Origin of the sequence: Streptomyces sp. NRRL F-5630 (assembly GCF_000719475.1) — a bacterium.
GTDB lineage: Bacteria > Actinomycetota > Actinomycetes > Streptomycetales > Streptomycetaceae > Streptomyces.
Genome location: NZ_JOGO01000010.1, coordinates 56,469 through 73,588, shown reverse-complemented (window position 1 = coordinate 73,588; position 17,120 = coordinate 56,469). Strand labels below are relative to the sequence as shown.

Genomic DNA, 17,120 nt, shown 5'->3' with positions numbered 1-17,120 from the left:
CTGAAGGGGTCGGGGCCGCGTACGGCAGAGGCGCGGTGCGATGGGTGACGGATGGGGGCGTGCTCATGGACATGAGCCGGGGATTCGGTGGGGCGAACCACGAGGCCGACTACGGCGCCGGCGAAGGTGCCGACAAGAAGCCCAACGCGCTCCTCGAATCCTGGTTCGTCCGCAGCGGCTGGTCCAAGGGCGAACTCGCCCGGCAGGTCAACCGCAGGGCACGCCAGCTCGGCGCCGTACACGTCTCGACCGACACCTCGCGGGTGCGGCGCTGGCTCGACGGGGAGCAGCCGCGCGACCCGATCCCGCGGCTGCTCTCGGCGCTCTTCTCGGAACGCTTCGGCTGCGCCGTCAGCGTCGAGGACCTCGGCCTGCGCCCCGTCCACCAGACGCCGTCGACAGCGGGCATCGACCTGCCCTGGACGGCGCCCCAGACTGTCGCCCTGATAAGCGAGTTCTCGCGCAGCGACCTCATGCTCGCCCGCCGGGGCTTCCTCGGCGGCTCGCTCGCGCTGACGGCGGGCGCCGCGCTCATCGAACCGATGCAACGCTGGCTCCAGCCCGCGCACGGCGAACGTCTCCCGACCCTCGCCGACATCGCCACCCCCAACCGCACCGCGCGCCGCCTCTCCGAACCCGAACTCGCCCTCCTCGAATCAACGACGATCATGTTCCGCAAGTGGGACGCGCAGAGTGGGGGCGGACTGCGCCGCAAAGCGGTCGTCGGGCAACTCCACGAGGTCACCGACCTGCTCCAGGAGCCGCAGACCGCCGAGACCGGGCGCCGCCTCTTCCGGGTCGCGGCCGAACTCGGCGAACTCGCCGGCTGGATGAGCTACGACATCGGCCTCCAGCCCGCGGCGCAGAAATACTTCGTCCTCGCCCTGCACGCCGCGAAGGAGGCCGAGGACCAGCCCCTCGGCTCGTACATCCTCTCCAACATGGCGCGCCAGATGATCCACCTCGGCCGCCCCGACGACGCGCTCGAACTCATCCACCTCGCGCAGTACGGCAGCCGCCACGAGGCGACGGGGCGCACGCAGGCGATGCTCTACGCGATGGAGGCGCGCGCCTACGCCAACCTCGCCCAGCCCGGCAAATGCAAGCGCGCCGTGCGCATCGCCGAGGACACGTACGCCGAAGCGATCGAGTCCGCGGGCGAGGAGCGCGACCCCGACTGGATCGGCTTCTTCACCGAGGCCGAACTCCACGCCGAGAACGGCCACTCCTTCCGCGACCTCGTCTACACGGCCGGTCGCCCCAAGGAGTACGCCGCTCTCGCGGAGCCGCGCATCGAGCGCGCCGTCGAACTCTTCGGCAGCGACCTCCAGCACCATCGTTCGTACGCGCTCAATCTCATCGGCCTCTCGACCGTCCACCTGATCAAGAAGGAACCCGAACTGAGCGCGGAACGGGCCGGCGCGGCCATCGGTATCGCCCGCAAGGTCCGTTCCGAACGCCTCAACAACCGCTTGCGCACGACGGTCGACCAGGTCATCCGCGCCTACGGCGCCGTCCCCGAGGTTCTCCACCTGCGCGACGAGATGGCGCGCCAGCTTCCGGAGGACGGGGACGCGGAGGTGTAGGCGGCGGGTGGGCGACGGGCGGGGTACGTCGCGTCGGGGGCGGGTACATCGCGTCGCGGGCGGGGTGTGTCGCGTCGGTCCGCGCGGCGTGGGTGGGGCGTCGGGGCGTACGGCGCGGCGCGGTGCGTGATGCGGCGCCTAGCGACGCGACGTGGACCCGTACGGCGCGGCGTAGGCAGTCTGCGACGCGACGTGGGCCCACACGGGGCGACGGGCCGCGTGCGACGCGACGTAGGCGGTGAGCGACGCGACGTAGCCCCCTCCGCGACGTCACTGTCACGCCTCCTGCTAGGCGACGTGTCGCCGCCACGCCGCCCCCACCGCGTACGCGACGTACCGCGCTGCGTACGCGATGTATCCCCGTGGCCGCGCGGCGTACCGCGCCGAGTACGCGACGTATTCCCGTCGCCACGCGACGTGCCTCCGCCTCCGCCGCGCCTCAACCGCCTGATTCCGGCCACATCCGCCCGTATGTCGCCCTCCCCCGGCGCCGTGTCGAGTTTCCGTCGTGGCAAGCGGGTGGCCCGCGCAGGTATACGGACGGCGGGAGCGCGCGGGGCGCCGCGGGCCGTCCCGCAGGTTGCGCGACGATAACGACGCGGCGTGAGGCCGCGTCGCGGTTCATGAACGCGTAACACGCACCGCGCCTTCGTCACGGCGGTGAAACACCGAGGGGCATCGGCCGAAACCGCGCTGCGACAACCTCATGGCGCATAACGGCCCACCCCTCACGACCGCACTGGTTGAGCCCGCACGGGCCGCACCGACGACGAGGAGACGCAGATGCCCCCAGGCATTGCGCTCGCCGCAGACGCTCCCCAGCTGTCTGCCGCGAACACGGGATTCATGCTCATCTGTTCCGCCCTGGTCATGTTGATGACCCCGGCGCTGGCCTTCTTCTACGGAGGCATGGTCCGCGTCAAGAGCACCCTCAACATGCTGATGATGAGTTTCATCAGCCTCGGGATCGTCACGATCCTGTGGGTGCTCTACGGCTTCAGTCTCGCCTTCGGGACGGACAAGGGGAGCCTGATCGGCTGGAACGGCGACTTCGTCGGGCTCAGCGGAATCGGCGTCGTGGAACTCTGGGACGGGTACACTATCCCGATCTACGTCTTCGCCGTCTTCCAGCTGATGTTCGCGATCCTGACGCCCGCGCTCATCAGCGGGGCGCTCGCCGACCGCGTCAAGTTCACCGCCTGGGCGCTCTTCATCGCGCTCTGGGCCACGATCGTGTACTTCCCCGTCGCGCACTGGGTCTGGGGCGCCGGCGGCTGGGCCTACGACCTCGGCGTCATCGACTTCGCCGGTGGTACGGCCGTCCACATCAACGCGGGTGCCGCGGCGCTCGGCGTCATCCTCGTCATCGGCAAGCGCGTCGGCTTCAAGAAGGACCCTATGCGGCCGCACAACCTGCCGCTCGTGATGCTCGGTGCCGGGCTGCTGTGGTTCGGCTGGTTCGGCTTCAACGCCGGCTCGTGGCTCGGCAACGACGACGGCGTGGGCGCCGTGATGTTCCTCAACACCCAGGTCGCCACCGGCGCCGCCATGCTCGCCTGGCTCATCTACGAGAAGATCCGCCACGGCGCCTTCACGACCCTCGGCGCGGCGTCCGGCGCCGTCGCGGGCCTCGTCGCGATCACGCCCTCCGGCGGCGCGGTCAGCCCCCTCGGTGCCATCGCCGTCGGCGCGATCGCCGGCCTGCTGTGCGCCATGGCCGTCGGGCTCAAGTTCAAGTTCGGGTACGACGACTCCCTCGACGTCGTCGGCGTCCACCTCGTCGGCGGCATCGTCGGCTCCTTGCTCGTCGGCTTCTTCGCCACCGGCGGCGTCCAGTCCGACGCCAAGGGTCTCTTCTACGGCGGCGGGCTCGACCAGCTCGGCAAGCAGGCCGCGGGCGTCTTCGGCGTCCTCGCGTACTCTCTCGTCGTCTCCGCGCTCCTCGCCTTCCTCATCGACAAGACCATGGGCATGCGGGTCAGTGAGGACGACGAGGTCTCCGGCATCGACCAGGTCGAGCACGCCGAGACCGCGTACGACTACAGCGGAGCCGGCGGCGGCTCCCTGCCCCGCAGCACGTCGGCCCCGCTCCCGACCGAGACCACGGCGGCCCCGGCGACGAACAAGAAGGTGGACGCATGAAGCTCATCACCGCGGTCGTCAAGCCGCACCGGCTCGACGAGATCAAGGAAGCCCTCCAGGCCTTCGGCGTCCACGGCCTGACGGTGAGCGAGGCGAGCGGCTACGGTCGGCAGCGCGGCCACACGGAGGTCTACCGGGGCGCGGAGTACACCGTCGACCTCGTGCCCAAGATCCGCGTCGAGGTCCTCGTCGAGGACGAGGACGCGGAGCAGCTGATCGAGGTCGTGGTCAAGGCCGCCCGCACCGGCAAGATCGGTGACGGCAAGGTCTGGAGCCTCCCCGTCGAGACCGCGGTCCGCGTCCGCACCGGCGAGCGCGGCCCCGACGCCCTCTGACCTCCTCCGCCCATGCGTGGCGCCGCCCCGTCGTCCCCCGCCCCGCACGCCGCCCACGCGACGTACGGGGCGGGGGACGGGCGTATCGGGGGAAGGGAGTGGGTGGGGCGCGACGGGAGGGGAGCTGGCGGGGGCGTCGGCTGTGGGGGAGGGGTAGGGGACGGAGTTGACGCGGCGGGGATGGGGGCGACGCGGGACGGGGCGCGCGACGCGTGGGCCGCGCGACGTGGCATATGCGACGTCGCGTGCGACCTGGGCTTTTGCCGCGACGTCGCGTCGTCTCCCGTAGACCGTAGAGAACCGCAGGAAGCACGAAAGACTCCGCAGGGAGCCACGCACCTTCGCCGTTGACACCGCTGACCGACCACGAACCCCGCTCCGGCGGGGGCCAGGAGCTGCCGGGTGACGAGCCTCGACCAACGCCAGGAAACCGAAGACACCGAGCCGGGGGGCTACGCGGCGGCGCGACTGCGTCTGCTGCACGAGAACGCGGAGGACGGCCGCGCCCGCAGGCAGGCCCTCGCCACCCTCACCGACACCTGGCTCGCCGAACTCTTCGACGCCGCCTCGGCGCCACGCGGCGTCGCCCTCGTGGCGGTCGGCGGCTACGGACGAGGCGAACTCTCCCCACGCAGCGACCTCGACCTCCTGCTCCTCCACGACGGCCGCGCCGAACCACGCGCCGTAGCCGCCGTCGCCGACCGCCTCTGGTACCCGGTGTGGGATCTCGGCCTCGATCTCGACCACTCCGTGCGCACCCCCGACGAGGCGCGCAAGACCGCAGGCGAGGACCTGAAGGTCCACCTCGGCCTCCTCGACGCCCGCCACGTCGCGGGCGACCTCGGGCTGACGACCGCGCTGCGCTCCACCGTCTTCGCCGATTGGCGCAACCAGGCCCCCAAACGCCTGCCCGCCCTCCACGAACTGTGCGCCGAGCGCGCGGAGCGCCACGGGGAGCTCCAATTCCTCCTCGAACCCGACCTCAAGGAGGCACGCGGCGGCCTGCGCGACGCGACAGCCCTGCGCGCCGTCGCCGCGTCATGGCTCGCCGACGCGCCACGCGCGGGGCTCGACGAAGCGCGCCGCACCCTCCTCGACGTACGCGACGCCCTCCACCTCGCGACGGGGCGCGCCACCGACCGACTCGCCCTCCAGGAGCAGGACCAGGTCGCCGCCCACCTCGGCCTCCTCGACGCCGACGCGCTGCTCCGTCAGGTCTACGAAGCGGCGCGCACCCTCGCGTACGCGGGCGACGTCACCTGGCGCGAGGTGCAGCGCGTCCTGCGCGCCCGCTCGCTGCGGCCCCGGTTGCGCGCCGTCTTCGGCGCCGGGCGCGGCGCCCCGGAGCGCACTCCGCTCGCCGACGGTGTCGTCGAGCAGGAGGGTGAGGCAGTGCTCGCCCGGACTGTGCGCCCCGAACGCGACGCCGTCCTCCCCCTGCGCGCCGCCGCGGCCGCCGCGCAGGGCGGGCTTCCGCTGTCCCCCCACGCCGTACGCCGCCTCGCCACCGCCTGCCCCCCGCTCCCGACGCCCTGGCCGGCCGAAGCCCGCGAGGAACTGGTCACCCTGCTCGGTGCCGGACGCCCCACCGTCGAGGTCTGGGAAGCACTGGAGGCGGGCGGGCTCGTCACCGCCCTGCTGCCGGATTGGGAACGCGTACGGTGCCGCCCGCAGCGCAACGCCGTCCACACCTGGACCGTCGACCGCCACCTCGTCGAGACGGCGGTGCGCGCCGCCGCGCTCACCCGGCGTGTCTCCCGCCCCGACCTGCTGCTCGTCGCGGCTCTGCTCCACGACCTCGGCAAGGGGTGGCCGGGCGACCACTCGGTTGCGGGCGAGATCATCGTGCGCGACGTCGCGGCGCGTATCGGCTTCGACGCGGCGGACGTCGCGACGCTCGCGACGGTCGTGCGTCATCACCTGCTGCTCGTCGAGACGGCGACGCGACGTGACCTGGACGATCCCGCGACGGTGCGCGGCGTCGCCGACGCCGTGCGCGACGTAGCGACGCTGGAACTGCTGCACGCCCTCACGGAGGCCGACGCCCTCGCCACGGGTCCCGCCGCGTGGTCCACATGGCGGGCCTCGCTCGTCGACGACCTCGCCCGCCGCGTCGCCGCCGCGCTCTCCGGCGCCGAGCCGCCCGAGCCAGAACCCGCGGCGCTCACCGCCGAGCAGGAACGCCTCGCCGTCGAGGCGTACCGCACAGCCGGCCCCGTCCTGACCCTCCGCACCCGTCACGAGGGGCAGCCGGGGGACGCGGAGGCCGACGCGCAGGCTCCCGTGGGCGTCGAGTTGCTCGTCGCGGTGCCGGACCAGCCCGGCGTCCTGCCCGCCCTCGCCGGTGTCCTCGCGATGCACCGGCTGACGGTCCGCACCGCCGAATTCCGCAGCACGGAGATCCCCGGGGAGCTGCGCACGGCGCCCGACGCTCCGCGCGACGCCGCGTCCGGCGGAGCACGCGCGGGCGACGTCACGGCCGTACTCGTCCTGGACTGGCGCGTGTCCGCCGCGTACGGCTCACTGCCCCAGGCGGCCCGGCTGCGCGCCGACCTCGTCCGCGCGCTGGACGGCAGCCTGGACATCCGTGGCCGCCTCGCCGAACGCGACGCGGCGTACCCGCGACGCAAGGGGCTCTCCGTACCGCCACCCCGGGTGCGCGTCGCGCCCGCCGCGTCCCGCAGTGCGACGGTCATCGAGGTCCGCGCCCAGGACGCCCCCGGTCTGCTGCACCGTCTCGGCCTGGCGCTCGAGAGCGCCGGGGTCCGGGTGCGCAGCGCCCACGCCAGCACCCTCGGTGCCAACGCCGTCGACGCCTTCTACGTCACAGGCCCCGACGGCGGCCCCCTCGCCCCCGACGCCGCCTCCGCCCTCGCGGCCGAACTGGAACGCACACTGGGCTGAGGCGCGGACGGCGCCGTGGCGCATCGATGCCATGGCGCCGCGACGCCGCGCGCGAATGCCCCGCGACGTCGCGGAGCACCGGACCACGCGTACGTGGCGACGCCGCCACGTCCCCGCGGTGCGCGGGACATCGGGTGCACGCGACGTCGCCGCGCCCCGCGCCCGCGATATCGCTCCTTGTGACGTCGCGATGTCTCGCGCCCGACGTCGCGTCCCGCGCCGCACCCGGCGTCGCGCGCCCCGCCCAGACGATCCCGCGCCCGTACCGGAACAGAGCCCCCGTTCACCCGCGACGGCTTTCGTTCGCGGCAGGGCGGATACCCTAGACAGCGATTACCCCTGCCCCCGACCCCGAGGACCGACGAGCGCCGTGTTCGATACCCTCTCCGATCGCCTCTCAGCGACTTTCAAGAGCCTCCGTGGCAAGGGGCGGCTGTCCGAGGCGGACATCGATGCCACCGCGCGGGAAATCCGCATCGCGCTCCTCGAAGCCGATGTCGCGCTTCCCGTCGTGCGCGCCTTCATCAAGAAGGTCAAGGAGCGCGCCCTCGGCGAAGAGGTCTCCAAGGCACTCAACCCCGCGCAGCAGGTCATCAAGATCGTCAACGAGGAGCTTGTCGGCATCCTCGGCGGCGAGACGCGTCGCCTCCGCTTCGCGAAGCAGCCCCCGACCGTGATCATGCTCGCGGGTCTCCAGGGTGCCGGTAAGACGACCCTCGCGGGCAAGCTCGGCCGCTGGCTCCAGGGGCAGGGCCACTCGCCGCTGCTCGTCGCCTGCGACCTCCAGCGCCCGAACGCGGTCAACCAGCTGAGCGTCGTCGCCGAGCGCGCCGGGGTCGGCATCTACGCGCCGCAGCCCGGCAACGGCGTCGGCGACCCCGTCCAGGTGGCGAAGGACTCCGTCGAGTACGCGCGCACCAAGCAGTACGACGTCGTGATCGTGGACACCGCCGGGCGACTCGGCATCGACCAGGAGCTGATGCAGCAGGCCGCGGACATCCGCGACGCCGTCAGCCCGGACGAGATTCTCTTCGTCGTCGATGCGATGATCGGCCAGGACGCGGTGAACACCGCGGAGGCGTTCCGCGACGGAGTCGGATTCGACGGCGTCGTGCTGTCGAAGCTCGACGGCGACGCGCGAGGCGGTGCGGCGCTCTCCATCGCGCACGTCACCGGCAAGCAGGTCATGTTCGCCTCCAACGGCGAGAAGCTCGAGGACTTCGACGCGTTCCACCCGGACCGCATGGCGTCGCGCATCCTCGACATGGGTGACGTGCTCACGCTCATCGAGCAGGCCGAGCGGACCTTCAGCCAGCAAGAGGCCGAAGAGATGGCCCGCAAGCTGCAGAAGGGGCCGAAGGAGTTCACGCTCGACGACTTCCTCGCCCAGATGGAGCAGGTCCGCAAGATGGGCTCCATCTCCAAGCTGCTCGGCATGCTGCCCGGCATGGGCCAGATCAAGGACCAGATCAACAACCTCGACGAGCGCGACGTCGACCGCACCGCCGCCATCATCAAGTCGATGACGCCGGCCGAACGCGCCGACGCGACCATCATCAATGGCTCGCGCCGTGCCCGTATCGCCAAGGGCTCCGGTGTCGAGGTCAGCGCGGTGAAGAACCTCGTGGAGCGCTTCTTCGAGGCGCGCAAGATGATGTCGCGCATGGCGCAGGGCGGCGGTATGCCCGGCCTTCCCGGGATGCCGGGTATGGGCGGTGGCCCAGGACGCCAGAAGAAGCAGCAGAAGCAGGCCAAGGGCAAGCGCCGCAGCGGCAACCCGATGAAGCGCAAGGCCGAGGAGCAGGCCGCCGCCGAACGCCGCGCCCAGGCCGTGGCCGGCGGCCAGGACGGCGCGCAGCAGGGTGGCGGCGCCTTCGAGCTGCCGGACGAGTTCAAGAAGTTCATGGGCTGACCTGTCCTCGGACCGTCGCGTAGGTGAGGGCGGGGCGTTCCTGGAGAAGGGGCGTCGCGCCCTCACGTACGTCTCGTCTCGGCGGCGCGGCCTGCCGCCGCTCCCGGTACCACGGGTGCTGTGTGACGTCGCGGCAGTACGCGGCAGAACCGCGACGTACGGCGCGTACGCGTGCCGTACGTCAGCGGGTGACTGCGCGACGTCGCGGACCGCACGGACCACGCGTCCCGCCGCGACCTCACACGGCGGCGCGGCGCCCGGCCCGTACGCGACGTCTCGGCGCCCCCCTGCGTGCGCGACGTCGCGTCATTCGCTACGGGCGCGACGTCCATGCGACGTACGCGGCACCCACGCGACGTTCCCCTCGCTCCGCACGTACGCGACGCCCCCTGCCTTCCCCCGGCCCCGGGGCCGCTCTCCCCGCCCGCCCCCTGTCCGGCCGAAGCCGGGGGGCTGCCGTGGCATACCTCCGTTAATGTCCGGATCAAGGTATGCGGGGGAGGACCCGTTCCGGCGGCGAAGGAGCACGCGTGAGCAATCCCGTACCCCCGCGCGACCGGACGGACCAGCCATGGCGCTCGGAGGGGGCACCGCCCCCGCCGCCGCCGAAGCGGAAGCCGCCGTGGGGGCGGATCATCATCGCCGCGCTCGTCGTCTACCTCCTGACCAACCTGATCCTCACGCTGGTCAACCGTGGCGACAACACCACGATCTCGTACACCGAGTTCAGCAAGCAGGTCGCCGACAACAACGTCGAGAAGATTTACTCCAAGGGCGACTCGATCCAGGGCGAACTGCGCAAGGCCAAGCCGACACCGAAGGACGCCGACGGCGACGGGGACTACAAGAAGTTCACGACGCAGCGTCCATCCTTCGCCGACGACAAGCTCTGGGCCGACCTCGAACGCCACCACGTCACCGTCACCGCGCGACCCGTCGTGCAGGAACGCAGCCTGCTGACCAATCTGCTCATCTCACTGGCACCGATGATCCTGATCATCGTGCTGTGGCTGTTCATCGCGCGCCGGATCAGCTCCGGCCTCGGTGGCGCCGGCGGGATGCTCGGCCGCAAGCAGCCGCCCAAACCGATCGAGATGGAGGGTGGCAAACGCACCACCTTCGCCGACGTCGCGGGCATCGACGAGGTCGAGGGGGAGCTGAACGATGTCGTCGACTTCCTCAAGCATCCCGACGCCTACCGCGCCATGGGCGCGAAGATGCCGCGCGGCGTCCTGCTCACCGGCCCGCCCGGTACGGGAAAGACGCTGCTCGCACGCGCCGTGGCCGGCGAGGCGAACGTGCCCTTCTTCTCCGCGTCGGCCTCCGAGTTCATCGAGATGATCGTCGGCGTCGGCGCGAGCCGCGTGCGGGAGCTGTTCGCCGAGGCGCGCAAGGTCGCGCCGTCGATCATCTTCATCGACGAGATCGACACGATCGGCCGCGCACGAGGCGGCGGCTCCGGGCTCGGCGGCCACGACGAGCGCGAGCAGACCCTCAACCAGATCCTCACCGAGATGGACGGCTTCTCCGGCTCCGAAGGCGTCGTCGTCATCGCCGCGACGAACCGCGCCGATGTCCTCGACCCCGCCCTCACCCGCCCGGGCCGCTTCGACCGCACCGTCGTCGTCAGCCCCCCGGACCGCGAGGGCCGCGAGGCGATCCTGCGCATCCACACCCGCGGGATCCCGCTCGCCCCCGACGTCGACCTCGCCCAGGTCGCCCGCATCACCCCCGGCATGACCGGCGCCGACCTCGCCAACCTCGCCAACGAGGCCGCTCTCCTCGCCGTCAAACGCCGCAAGCAGGACGTCACCATGCCCGACTTCACCGGCGCCCTGGAGAAGGTCCAGCTCGGTGCTGAACGGAGCCTCGTCATGCCCGGCGAGGAGCGGCGCAGGACCGCGTACCACGAGAGCGGCCACGCCCTCCTCGGCATGCTGCAACCCGGCGCCGACCCGGTCCGCAAGATCACGATCGTGCCGCGGGGCCGTGCCCTCGGCGTCACCCTCTCGACCCCGGACGCCGACAAGTACGCCTACACGGAGGAGTACCTGCGCGGCCGCATCATCGGCGCGCTCGGCGGCATGGCGGCCGAACGACTCGTCTTCGGCGTCATCACGACCGGCGCCGAGAGCGACCTCGAACAGGTCACCAACCTCGCGCGCGCGATGGTCGGACGCTGGGGCATGAGCGAACGCGTCGGAAGACTCTCCGCCCTCCCCAACGACGGCCAGCAGCCCTACGGTCTCGCCGCCGCGCCCGCGACACTCGACACCATCGACGAGGAGATGCGCCGCATCGTCGACGAGTGCTACGCCCACGCCCTGCGCACCCTCCAGGAGCACCGCCCCCAGCTCGACGCCCTTGCCGGCGCCCTCCTGGAGAGCGAGACCCTCGACGAGGCCGACGCCTACCACGCCGCGGGCATCCCCCGTCTCTCCAAGAACGGCTGAACCGGGAGGCGGGCGAGGTCTCTCGTATGGCCGAAACCGGCCCTGCCGCGATGCAGGGATACGCCGCGTGGGGGACGCGGCGCGCAGACGCCGCGGCCGACGGCGGTACGACACGTCGCGACGACGCTGCGCCGTCCCTGTCCGGGACAGCGCGGCGTCAAGACTGACGGATGACGCGACGTCGCATATGCGATGACGCGTGCAGTGGCGGTGACGACGCGGTGCGACGCGGAGGCGATGTGCGCGGTAGGGCGGCGTGCGCGAGGGCGTGGCGCGGGGCCGATGATGCGCAGTCGCCACGTCGCGAGGCGCGGGCGCGGTATGGGCCTGCGCGACGTGTCGCGACGCCTCGCCCGTCCCCCGTCCCCGCAAGCCGCCCTGGCGCGCCCCGTCCCGGTGCCTCCCCCTCAGTCCCGCCGCGCGACGACGTAGCGGAAGACGTTCGGCATCCAGACGGTGCCGTCCTGCCGCGTGAACGGATGCAGGGCCTCGCGCACCTCCTTGTCCACCTGCGCGGCGTCCGTCGCCTCGACCGCCGCGTCGAAGAGCCCCGTCGACAGCAGACCACGCACCGCGCCCGCCGTTCCGCTGTACCCGAAGGGGCAGGCCACGCGCCCGGAGCCCAGCAGTCGCAGTCCCGCCCGCGCGGCGACCGCCTCCAAGTCGTCCCTGCGTTCCGGCCGCCAGCCCCCGCCCGCGCCCAGCTCGCCGGGGCCGAAGGACAACGAGGCGTCGGTGTCCGCGAGCCGTGTCGCGACACGCAGCACCGTTGACGCGGCGCACCGCTCGGGCGGCCCCCAGCTGGCCACCACGACCGTCGCGCCGCGTGCCGCGAAGGGCAAAGCCGCGCGCAGTCGCGCCGTGAGGGTGGCGTAGTCTCCCGCAGTCGCGCCGGCGGGCTGAAAGGCGGTGACGACCGTGAAGGACGGCGCGTCCATGTCGCGCAGGACCGTCGGTGCCCCGTGCAGGAGACGCGGCGTCGCGACGTCTTCCGGGGCAGCAGCCGCGTTACCCGCGGCGACGTCGCGGCGCGGCACTGCCGCGCCGGGCGGAGGAACAGGGCCCCGCGGTCGCCCCGCCTCGGCCACGGAGCAGCCGAGCCGCTCCGCGGCGAGCGCCAGCCGCGCCCGCGACCCCTCGTCAACGCCGGTCACCGCCGCGCCGCGCGCCCGCGCGAGCACCAACGCGAGCCCCGCCCCGCAGCCCAGCCCGAGCAGGCGCGCACCCGGTCCGACCTGAAGACGCTCGTACACCGCCGTGTAGAGCGGGACGAGCATGGGTTCCTGGATCTCCGCCCAGTCCAGGGCCGACCGTTCCCCGTCGCGTGTACGCCGGGAGCCCGTGGCCTCGCGGCGTGATTCCCGCACGAGCATGGATGTCATGGATGGCGCCCCCATCGGCTCAGAGATGTGTGATGCCTGTGCAATCCGCCCCCCGTGCGGCCCGTGCCGCTCTCGTGCGCGGCGTGAGTCGTACCCGTCCGCGCGTGCTCCCTCTCCCGTATGCCAGGAAACTGCGCCCGGGTCGTGCCGTCCAGGGCAGACCCGGGGTTTGTCGGCCAATGCTTGTGTGCCACCTTTCGCGCTCCCCTGCGCCGTCCGCGTTCCGATTCGCCCCGGGCAGCGCCCCCTCTGCGCGCCCTCGGACGGGGCCCGCCGCGTGACGTCACGCGGGCTGCGCGACGTCGCCCGCGCGCGCCGACGTCGCGGGGAGCCTCGCGCCAGCGTCGCGCCGGTGGCGCATGTGACTCGCGCCGTAGGGGCCTCGTACCCCGACGCGAACACGCCCCGCGCCGCGCGGTAACGTCGCCCCCGTCGCGCGACGCCGGACACCACCGGCCCCGGCGCGCGACCCGGCAGGGCCGCCGCCTCTCCCTGCCGCGCGGTCCCCGGCGTCGCCCCCGAGGCGCCGCGTCGCAGGGCACTGCGTGCGGCGGAGCGGCGGCGCGCTACGTACCGTCTTGCGGGGAGCTGTGACGGCTTCTCCGCACATCGACGCACCCGCCCTCCTCGGGACGCATCACGGCCAACTGGCGGGTACGAGCAAATTATTTGGGATGGCCCGGAATAGGAACACGCCGCAGGCGCGGCTCGTTGGTCACGACGTGAGCACGACACCACCTGTTCTCGCCGCAGAGCTGGCGCAGGCGTGGGCCGATATTCAGCGGTACCACCCCGACCTGCCGGATCTTGCCGCGCCCGAGTCCCTGATCGGGGAGTCCTCGTCCGCCTGCGGACATGAACTCTCCTTCGAACGACTGCTGCACGAGGCGGTTCACGGTCTCGCCGCCGCCCGGGGTGTTCGCGACACCTCCCGCGCCGGCCGCTACCACAACCGCAGATTCCTCGCGATCGCCGAGGAACTGGGCCTGGACCACCCCGAGGAGCCGCATCCGAGCAGCGGCTTCTCCCTCGTCACCCTCAACACCGAGGCGAGGAAGCGCTACCGGGCCACCATCGACCGGCTGCACCACGCGTTGAAGGCGCACACCGCCGCGACCTCCACCGACTCGTCGAGCAGCTTCCGCGGCCCCGCGGCCCGGCACGGTTCGTCCGGCGGCGGCGTACGCGTCAAGGCGGTGTGCGACTGCGGCCGCAACGTACGCGTCGTGCCCTCTGTCCTGGCCCAGGCGCCGATCATGTGCGGCGGCTGCGGAAAGCCCTTCCGCATTCCCGAGCCCGCCGTGCCCGCCCTGTCCTGAGCGCCGGGCCGCGCGCCGCCTCGCGAGCCGACGGCGTGGCACGTCCGGCTCCCGCCCCGGACGTGCCACACCGCCGGGTGCACTGACGCGTACCGGTACTCCGTCGCGCGCGACGCGGCGTCGCGTCGTCGGCCCCCGCCGCGTCGCAGCGCCTCGTACGTCGCCTCTCGTGCCGCCGAGCGTGCGTCCCGCGCCGCGTCCCGTACGTCGCCGCACGGTGGCTCGTACGCCGCGCGCCGCCCTCGACGCGACGTCGCACCCTCTCAGAGGCGTATGCCACGCGACGTCGCGTGCCCCCCGCGACATCGCGTCGCGTCGTACTCACACCGTCGCGCCGTCCCCGTGACGAGGTCGATCCCGGGCTCTCCACCCACGGGTTCGGGCGCGTCGTCGGCTGTGGCAGAATGGACAGCTGTACTCGACAGCCGCACAGGACCCCTCTCTCCTCCGGCTGACGTGTCCTGCGGGCCCGGTCGGATTCCGCAACCCCACGCGGCATCATCCGGTGCCCCACCCCGTCAAGACCAGGAGACACCACTTCCGTGGCAGTCAAGATCAAGCTGAAGCGTCTGGGCAAGATCCGCGCGCCTCACTACCGCATCATCATCGCCGACTCCCGCACGCGCCGTGACGGCCGTGCGATCGAGGAGATCGGCCTGTACCACCCGGTGCAGAACCCCTCGCGCATCGAGGTCGACGCCGACCGCGTGGCGTACTGGCTGGGTGTCGGCGCGCAGCCGACCGAGCCTGTCCTCGCCATCCTGAAGAAGACCGGCGATTGGCAGAAGTTCAAGGGCGAGCCCGCCCCGGCGCCGCTGCTCCAGCCGGAGCCGAAGCCCGACCACAGCGGTCTCTTCGAGGCCGTCTCGGCGAAGGCCGGCGACGAGCCCAAGGGTGAGGCCATCACCCAGAAGGCTAAGAAGGCCGACAAGAAGGACGAGTCCGACTCGTCCGAGTCGACCGAGGGCTGACATGCTCGACGAGGCTCTCGAACACCTCGTGAAGGGCATTGTCGACAACCCCGACGACGTGCAGGTTGCCGAGCGCACCCTGCGCCGCGGGCGCGTTCTCGAGGTACGGGTGCATCCCGACGACCTCGGCAAGGTGATCGGCCGCAGTGGCCGCACCGCGCGCGCCCTGCGCACCGTCGTGGGTGCCATCGGTGGCCGTGGTGTCCGCGTCGATCTCGTCGACGTGGACCACGTGCGCTGAACTCGTACACGCGCTGAGGTCCCACCGGACACAGCACAGCACCGGCGCGGGCCGGGGCGGGCCCTCGGGCCGGCCCCGGCCCGTCGTCGTTACCAGGACCCACGTCGCAGCAGGCGTCGTAGCAGGACAGGAGATCCCCAGAGTGCAGCTGGTAGTCGCACGGATCGGCCGTGCCCACGGCATCAAGGGCGAGGTCACCGTCGAGGTGCGTACGGACGAGCCGGAGCTGCGGCTCCCGCCCGGCGCCGTACTCGCGACCGATCCGCCCGGTGCCGGGCCGCTGACGATCGAGCAGGGGCGGGTGCACAGCGGCCGGCTGCTGCTGCGCTTCGCTGGGGTGAAGGACCGCACCGCCGCAGAGGCGCTGCGCAACACGCTGCTGATCGCCGAGGTCGATCCGGAGGAGGTACCCGAGGACCCCGAAGAGTTCTATGACTATCAGCTCATGGACCTCGACGTGGTCACCGAGGACGGCGAGGAGATCGGGCGGATCACGGAGATCTCGCACCTCCCCTCGCAGGATCTCTTCATCGTCGAGCGTCCCGACGGCAGCGAGGTGATGATCCCCTTCGTCGAGGAGATCGTCACCGAGATCGACCTGCACGAACAGCGCGCCGTGATCAATCCGCCGCGAGGGCTGCTCGATCCGGACGAGGCCGACGTCGCGTCGGAGCGGGAGACGTCGCGCACGGAGGAGGGCGCGGCCTCGGACGACGCAGCGTCGGACCACGCGACGGCGCGCGCCACGTCGCGTACGGACGAGGCGGCGTCGCGCGCCGGTGACGCGGCGGCGGCCAAGGACGACGCGCCGTCCGCCGGAAACGGCGCGACGTCGCGCGACGTCCCCCCCGAGGACCCCCGGTGACCGCCCCCGCCTCGCGTCCCGCCGCTACGTCGCACGAGCCCGCGCCCCCGACCGCGCCCGACCCCGTGGCTCCCGCGCTCCGTCTCGACGCGCTCACGATCTTCCCCGAGTACCTCGACCCGCTCCACGTCTCCCTCGTCGGCAAGGCACGTGCCCGCGGACAGCTCGACGTCCACGTGCACGACCTCCGCGACTGGACGTACGACCGTCACCACACCGTGGACGACACCCCGTACGGTGGCGGGCCCGGCATGGTCATGAAGACCGAGCCGTGGGGCGACGCGCTCGACGAGGTACTCGCGGACGGCTACGAGGCGGGAGCGCGCGAACCGGTGCTCGTCGTACCGACGCCGAGCGGCCGGTCCTTCACGCAGCAACTCGCCGTCGAACTCTCCGCGCGCCCTTGGCTGATCTTCACCCCGGCACGCTACGAGGGCATCGACCGACGCGTCACGGAGGAGTACTCGACGCGGCTTCCCGTGTACGAGGTCTCCATCGGCGACTACGTGCTCGCGGGCGGCGAGGCGGCCGTCCTCGTCATCACCGAGGCTGTCGCCCGGCTCCTGCCCGGCGTGCTCGGCAACGCCGAGTCCCACCGCGACGACTCCTTCGCCCCCGGAGCCATGGCGGATCTCCTCGAAGGCCCCGTCTACACGAAGCCGCCGTCCTGGCGCGGGCGCGGCATCCCCGACGTGCTGCTGAGCGGGCATCACGGCCGCATCGCGCGCTGGCGTCGCGACGAGGCGCTGGCGCGCACCGTCGCGCACCGCCCCGACCTCATCGCCCGCTGCGACCCCGCGGCGTTCGACAAGAAGGACCGCGAGACGCTCTCCCTGCTCGGCTGGCGGCAGGGGCCCGACGGCCGATTTGGGCCTGCATCCTCCGACGTGGAAGAATAGGCCACTGCCGTCCGTCCGGCGCGCGCCCCTGCCACAGGGGGAACGACGCCCGCCCGGCGAAGCGGCACCCTTCACTCATCACCATGTTCCGCTGATGACCTGTGGCATCAG

The 17,120-nt window shown here is 72.3% G+C and carries 12 protein-coding genes; 11 read left to right on the top strand and 1 reads right to left on the bottom strand.

Annotated features, from left to right (window positions below; genetic code table 11):
• Positions 1 to 71 precede the first annotated feature (71 nt).
• From IF99_RS0107350 to ftsH, 6 genes are all read left to right on the top strand, one after another.
• Positions 72 to 1,586 (top strand): hypothetical protein, encoded by a 1,515-nt coding sequence (locus tag IF99_RS0107350; protein WP_030995539.1) that lies wholly within the window; start codon positions 72 to 74, stop codon positions 1,584 to 1,586.
• A 783-nt stretch (positions 1,587 to 2,369) separates the two neighbouring features.
• Complete coding sequence (locus IF99_RS0107345) at positions 2,370 to 3,728, top strand: ammonium transporter (protein WP_030995538.1); 1,359 nt, start codon at positions 2,370 to 2,372, stop codon at positions 3,726 to 3,728.
• Positions 3,725 to 4,063, top strand: coding sequence for a P-II family nitrogen regulator (locus IF99_RS0107340; protein WP_030995537.1), 339 nt, complete (start codon positions 3,725 to 3,727; stop codon positions 4,061 to 4,063). Before IF99_RS0107345 ends, IF99_RS0107340 begins: the two co-directional genes overlap by 4 nt.
• A gap of 402 nt (positions 4,064 to 4,465) precedes the next feature.
• Complete coding sequence (locus IF99_RS0107335; protein ID WP_030995536.1) at positions 4,466 to 6,967, top strand: [protein-PII] uridylyltransferase; 2,502 nt, start codon at positions 4,466 to 4,468, stop codon at positions 6,965 to 6,967.
• A gap of 370 nt (positions 6,968 to 7,337) precedes the next feature.
• Positions 7,338 to 8,879, top strand: coding sequence for a signal recognition particle protein (gene ffh / locus IF99_RS0107330; RefSeq protein WP_030995535.1), 1,542 nt, complete (start codon positions 7,338 to 7,340; stop codon positions 8,877 to 8,879).
• A gap of 530 nt (positions 8,880 to 9,409) precedes the next feature.
• Positions 9,410 to 11,332 carry an ATP-dependent zinc metalloprotease FtsH gene (ftsH, locus tag IF99_RS0107325; protein WP_030995534.1) on the top strand — a complete coding sequence of 641 codons (1,923 nt, stop codon included), beginning with the start codon at positions 9,410 to 9,412 and terminating at the stop codon, positions 11,330 to 11,332.
• Positions 11,333 to 11,739: 407 nt separating this feature from the next.
• Here ftsH and IF99_RS0107320 read toward each other — a convergent pair whose 3' ends face one another.
• A complete protein-coding gene (locus IF99_RS0107320; protein ID WP_030995533.1) occupies positions 11,740 to 12,705 on the bottom strand; it encodes a hypothetical protein in 966 nt (321 codons plus the stop codon).
• Positions 12,706 to 13,388: 683 nt separating this feature from the next.
• Between IF99_RS0107320 and IF99_RS0107315 the strand changes: the two genes are divergently transcribed.
• From IF99_RS0107315 to trmD, 5 genes are all read left to right on the top strand, one after another.
• Positions 13,389 to 14,033, top strand: coding sequence for a hypothetical protein (locus tag IF99_RS0107315; RefSeq protein ID WP_078655015.1), 645 nt, complete (start codon positions 13,389 to 13,391; stop codon positions 14,031 to 14,033).
• A 542-nt stretch (positions 14,034 to 14,575) separates the two neighbouring features.
• Complete coding sequence (rpsP, locus tag IF99_RS0107310; RefSeq protein ID WP_030995531.1) at positions 14,576 to 15,004, top strand: 30S ribosomal protein S16; 429 nt, start codon at positions 14,576 to 14,578, stop codon at positions 15,002 to 15,004.
• A 1-nt stretch (position 15,005) separates the two neighbouring features.
• Complete coding sequence (locus IF99_RS0107305; RefSeq protein WP_009068901.1) at positions 15,006 to 15,245, top strand: RNA-binding protein; 240 nt, start codon at positions 15,006 to 15,008, stop codon at positions 15,243 to 15,245.
• A 142-nt stretch (positions 15,246 to 15,387) separates the two neighbouring features.
• On the top strand, positions 15,388 to 16,110 hold the full coding sequence (gene rimM, locus IF99_RS0107300) for a ribosome maturation factor RimM (RefSeq protein ID WP_030995530.1): 723 nt from the start codon (positions 15,388 to 15,390) through the stop codon (positions 16,108 to 16,110).
• A 65-nt stretch (positions 16,111 to 16,175) separates the two neighbouring features.
• Positions 16,176 to 17,009, top strand: a complete 834-nt coding sequence (gene trmD / locus IF99_RS0107295) for a tRNA (guanosine(37)-N1)-methyltransferase TrmD (protein WP_030995529.1) — start codon at positions 16,176 to 16,178, stop codon at positions 17,007 to 17,009.
• Positions 17,010 to 17,120 lie beyond the last annotated feature (111 nt).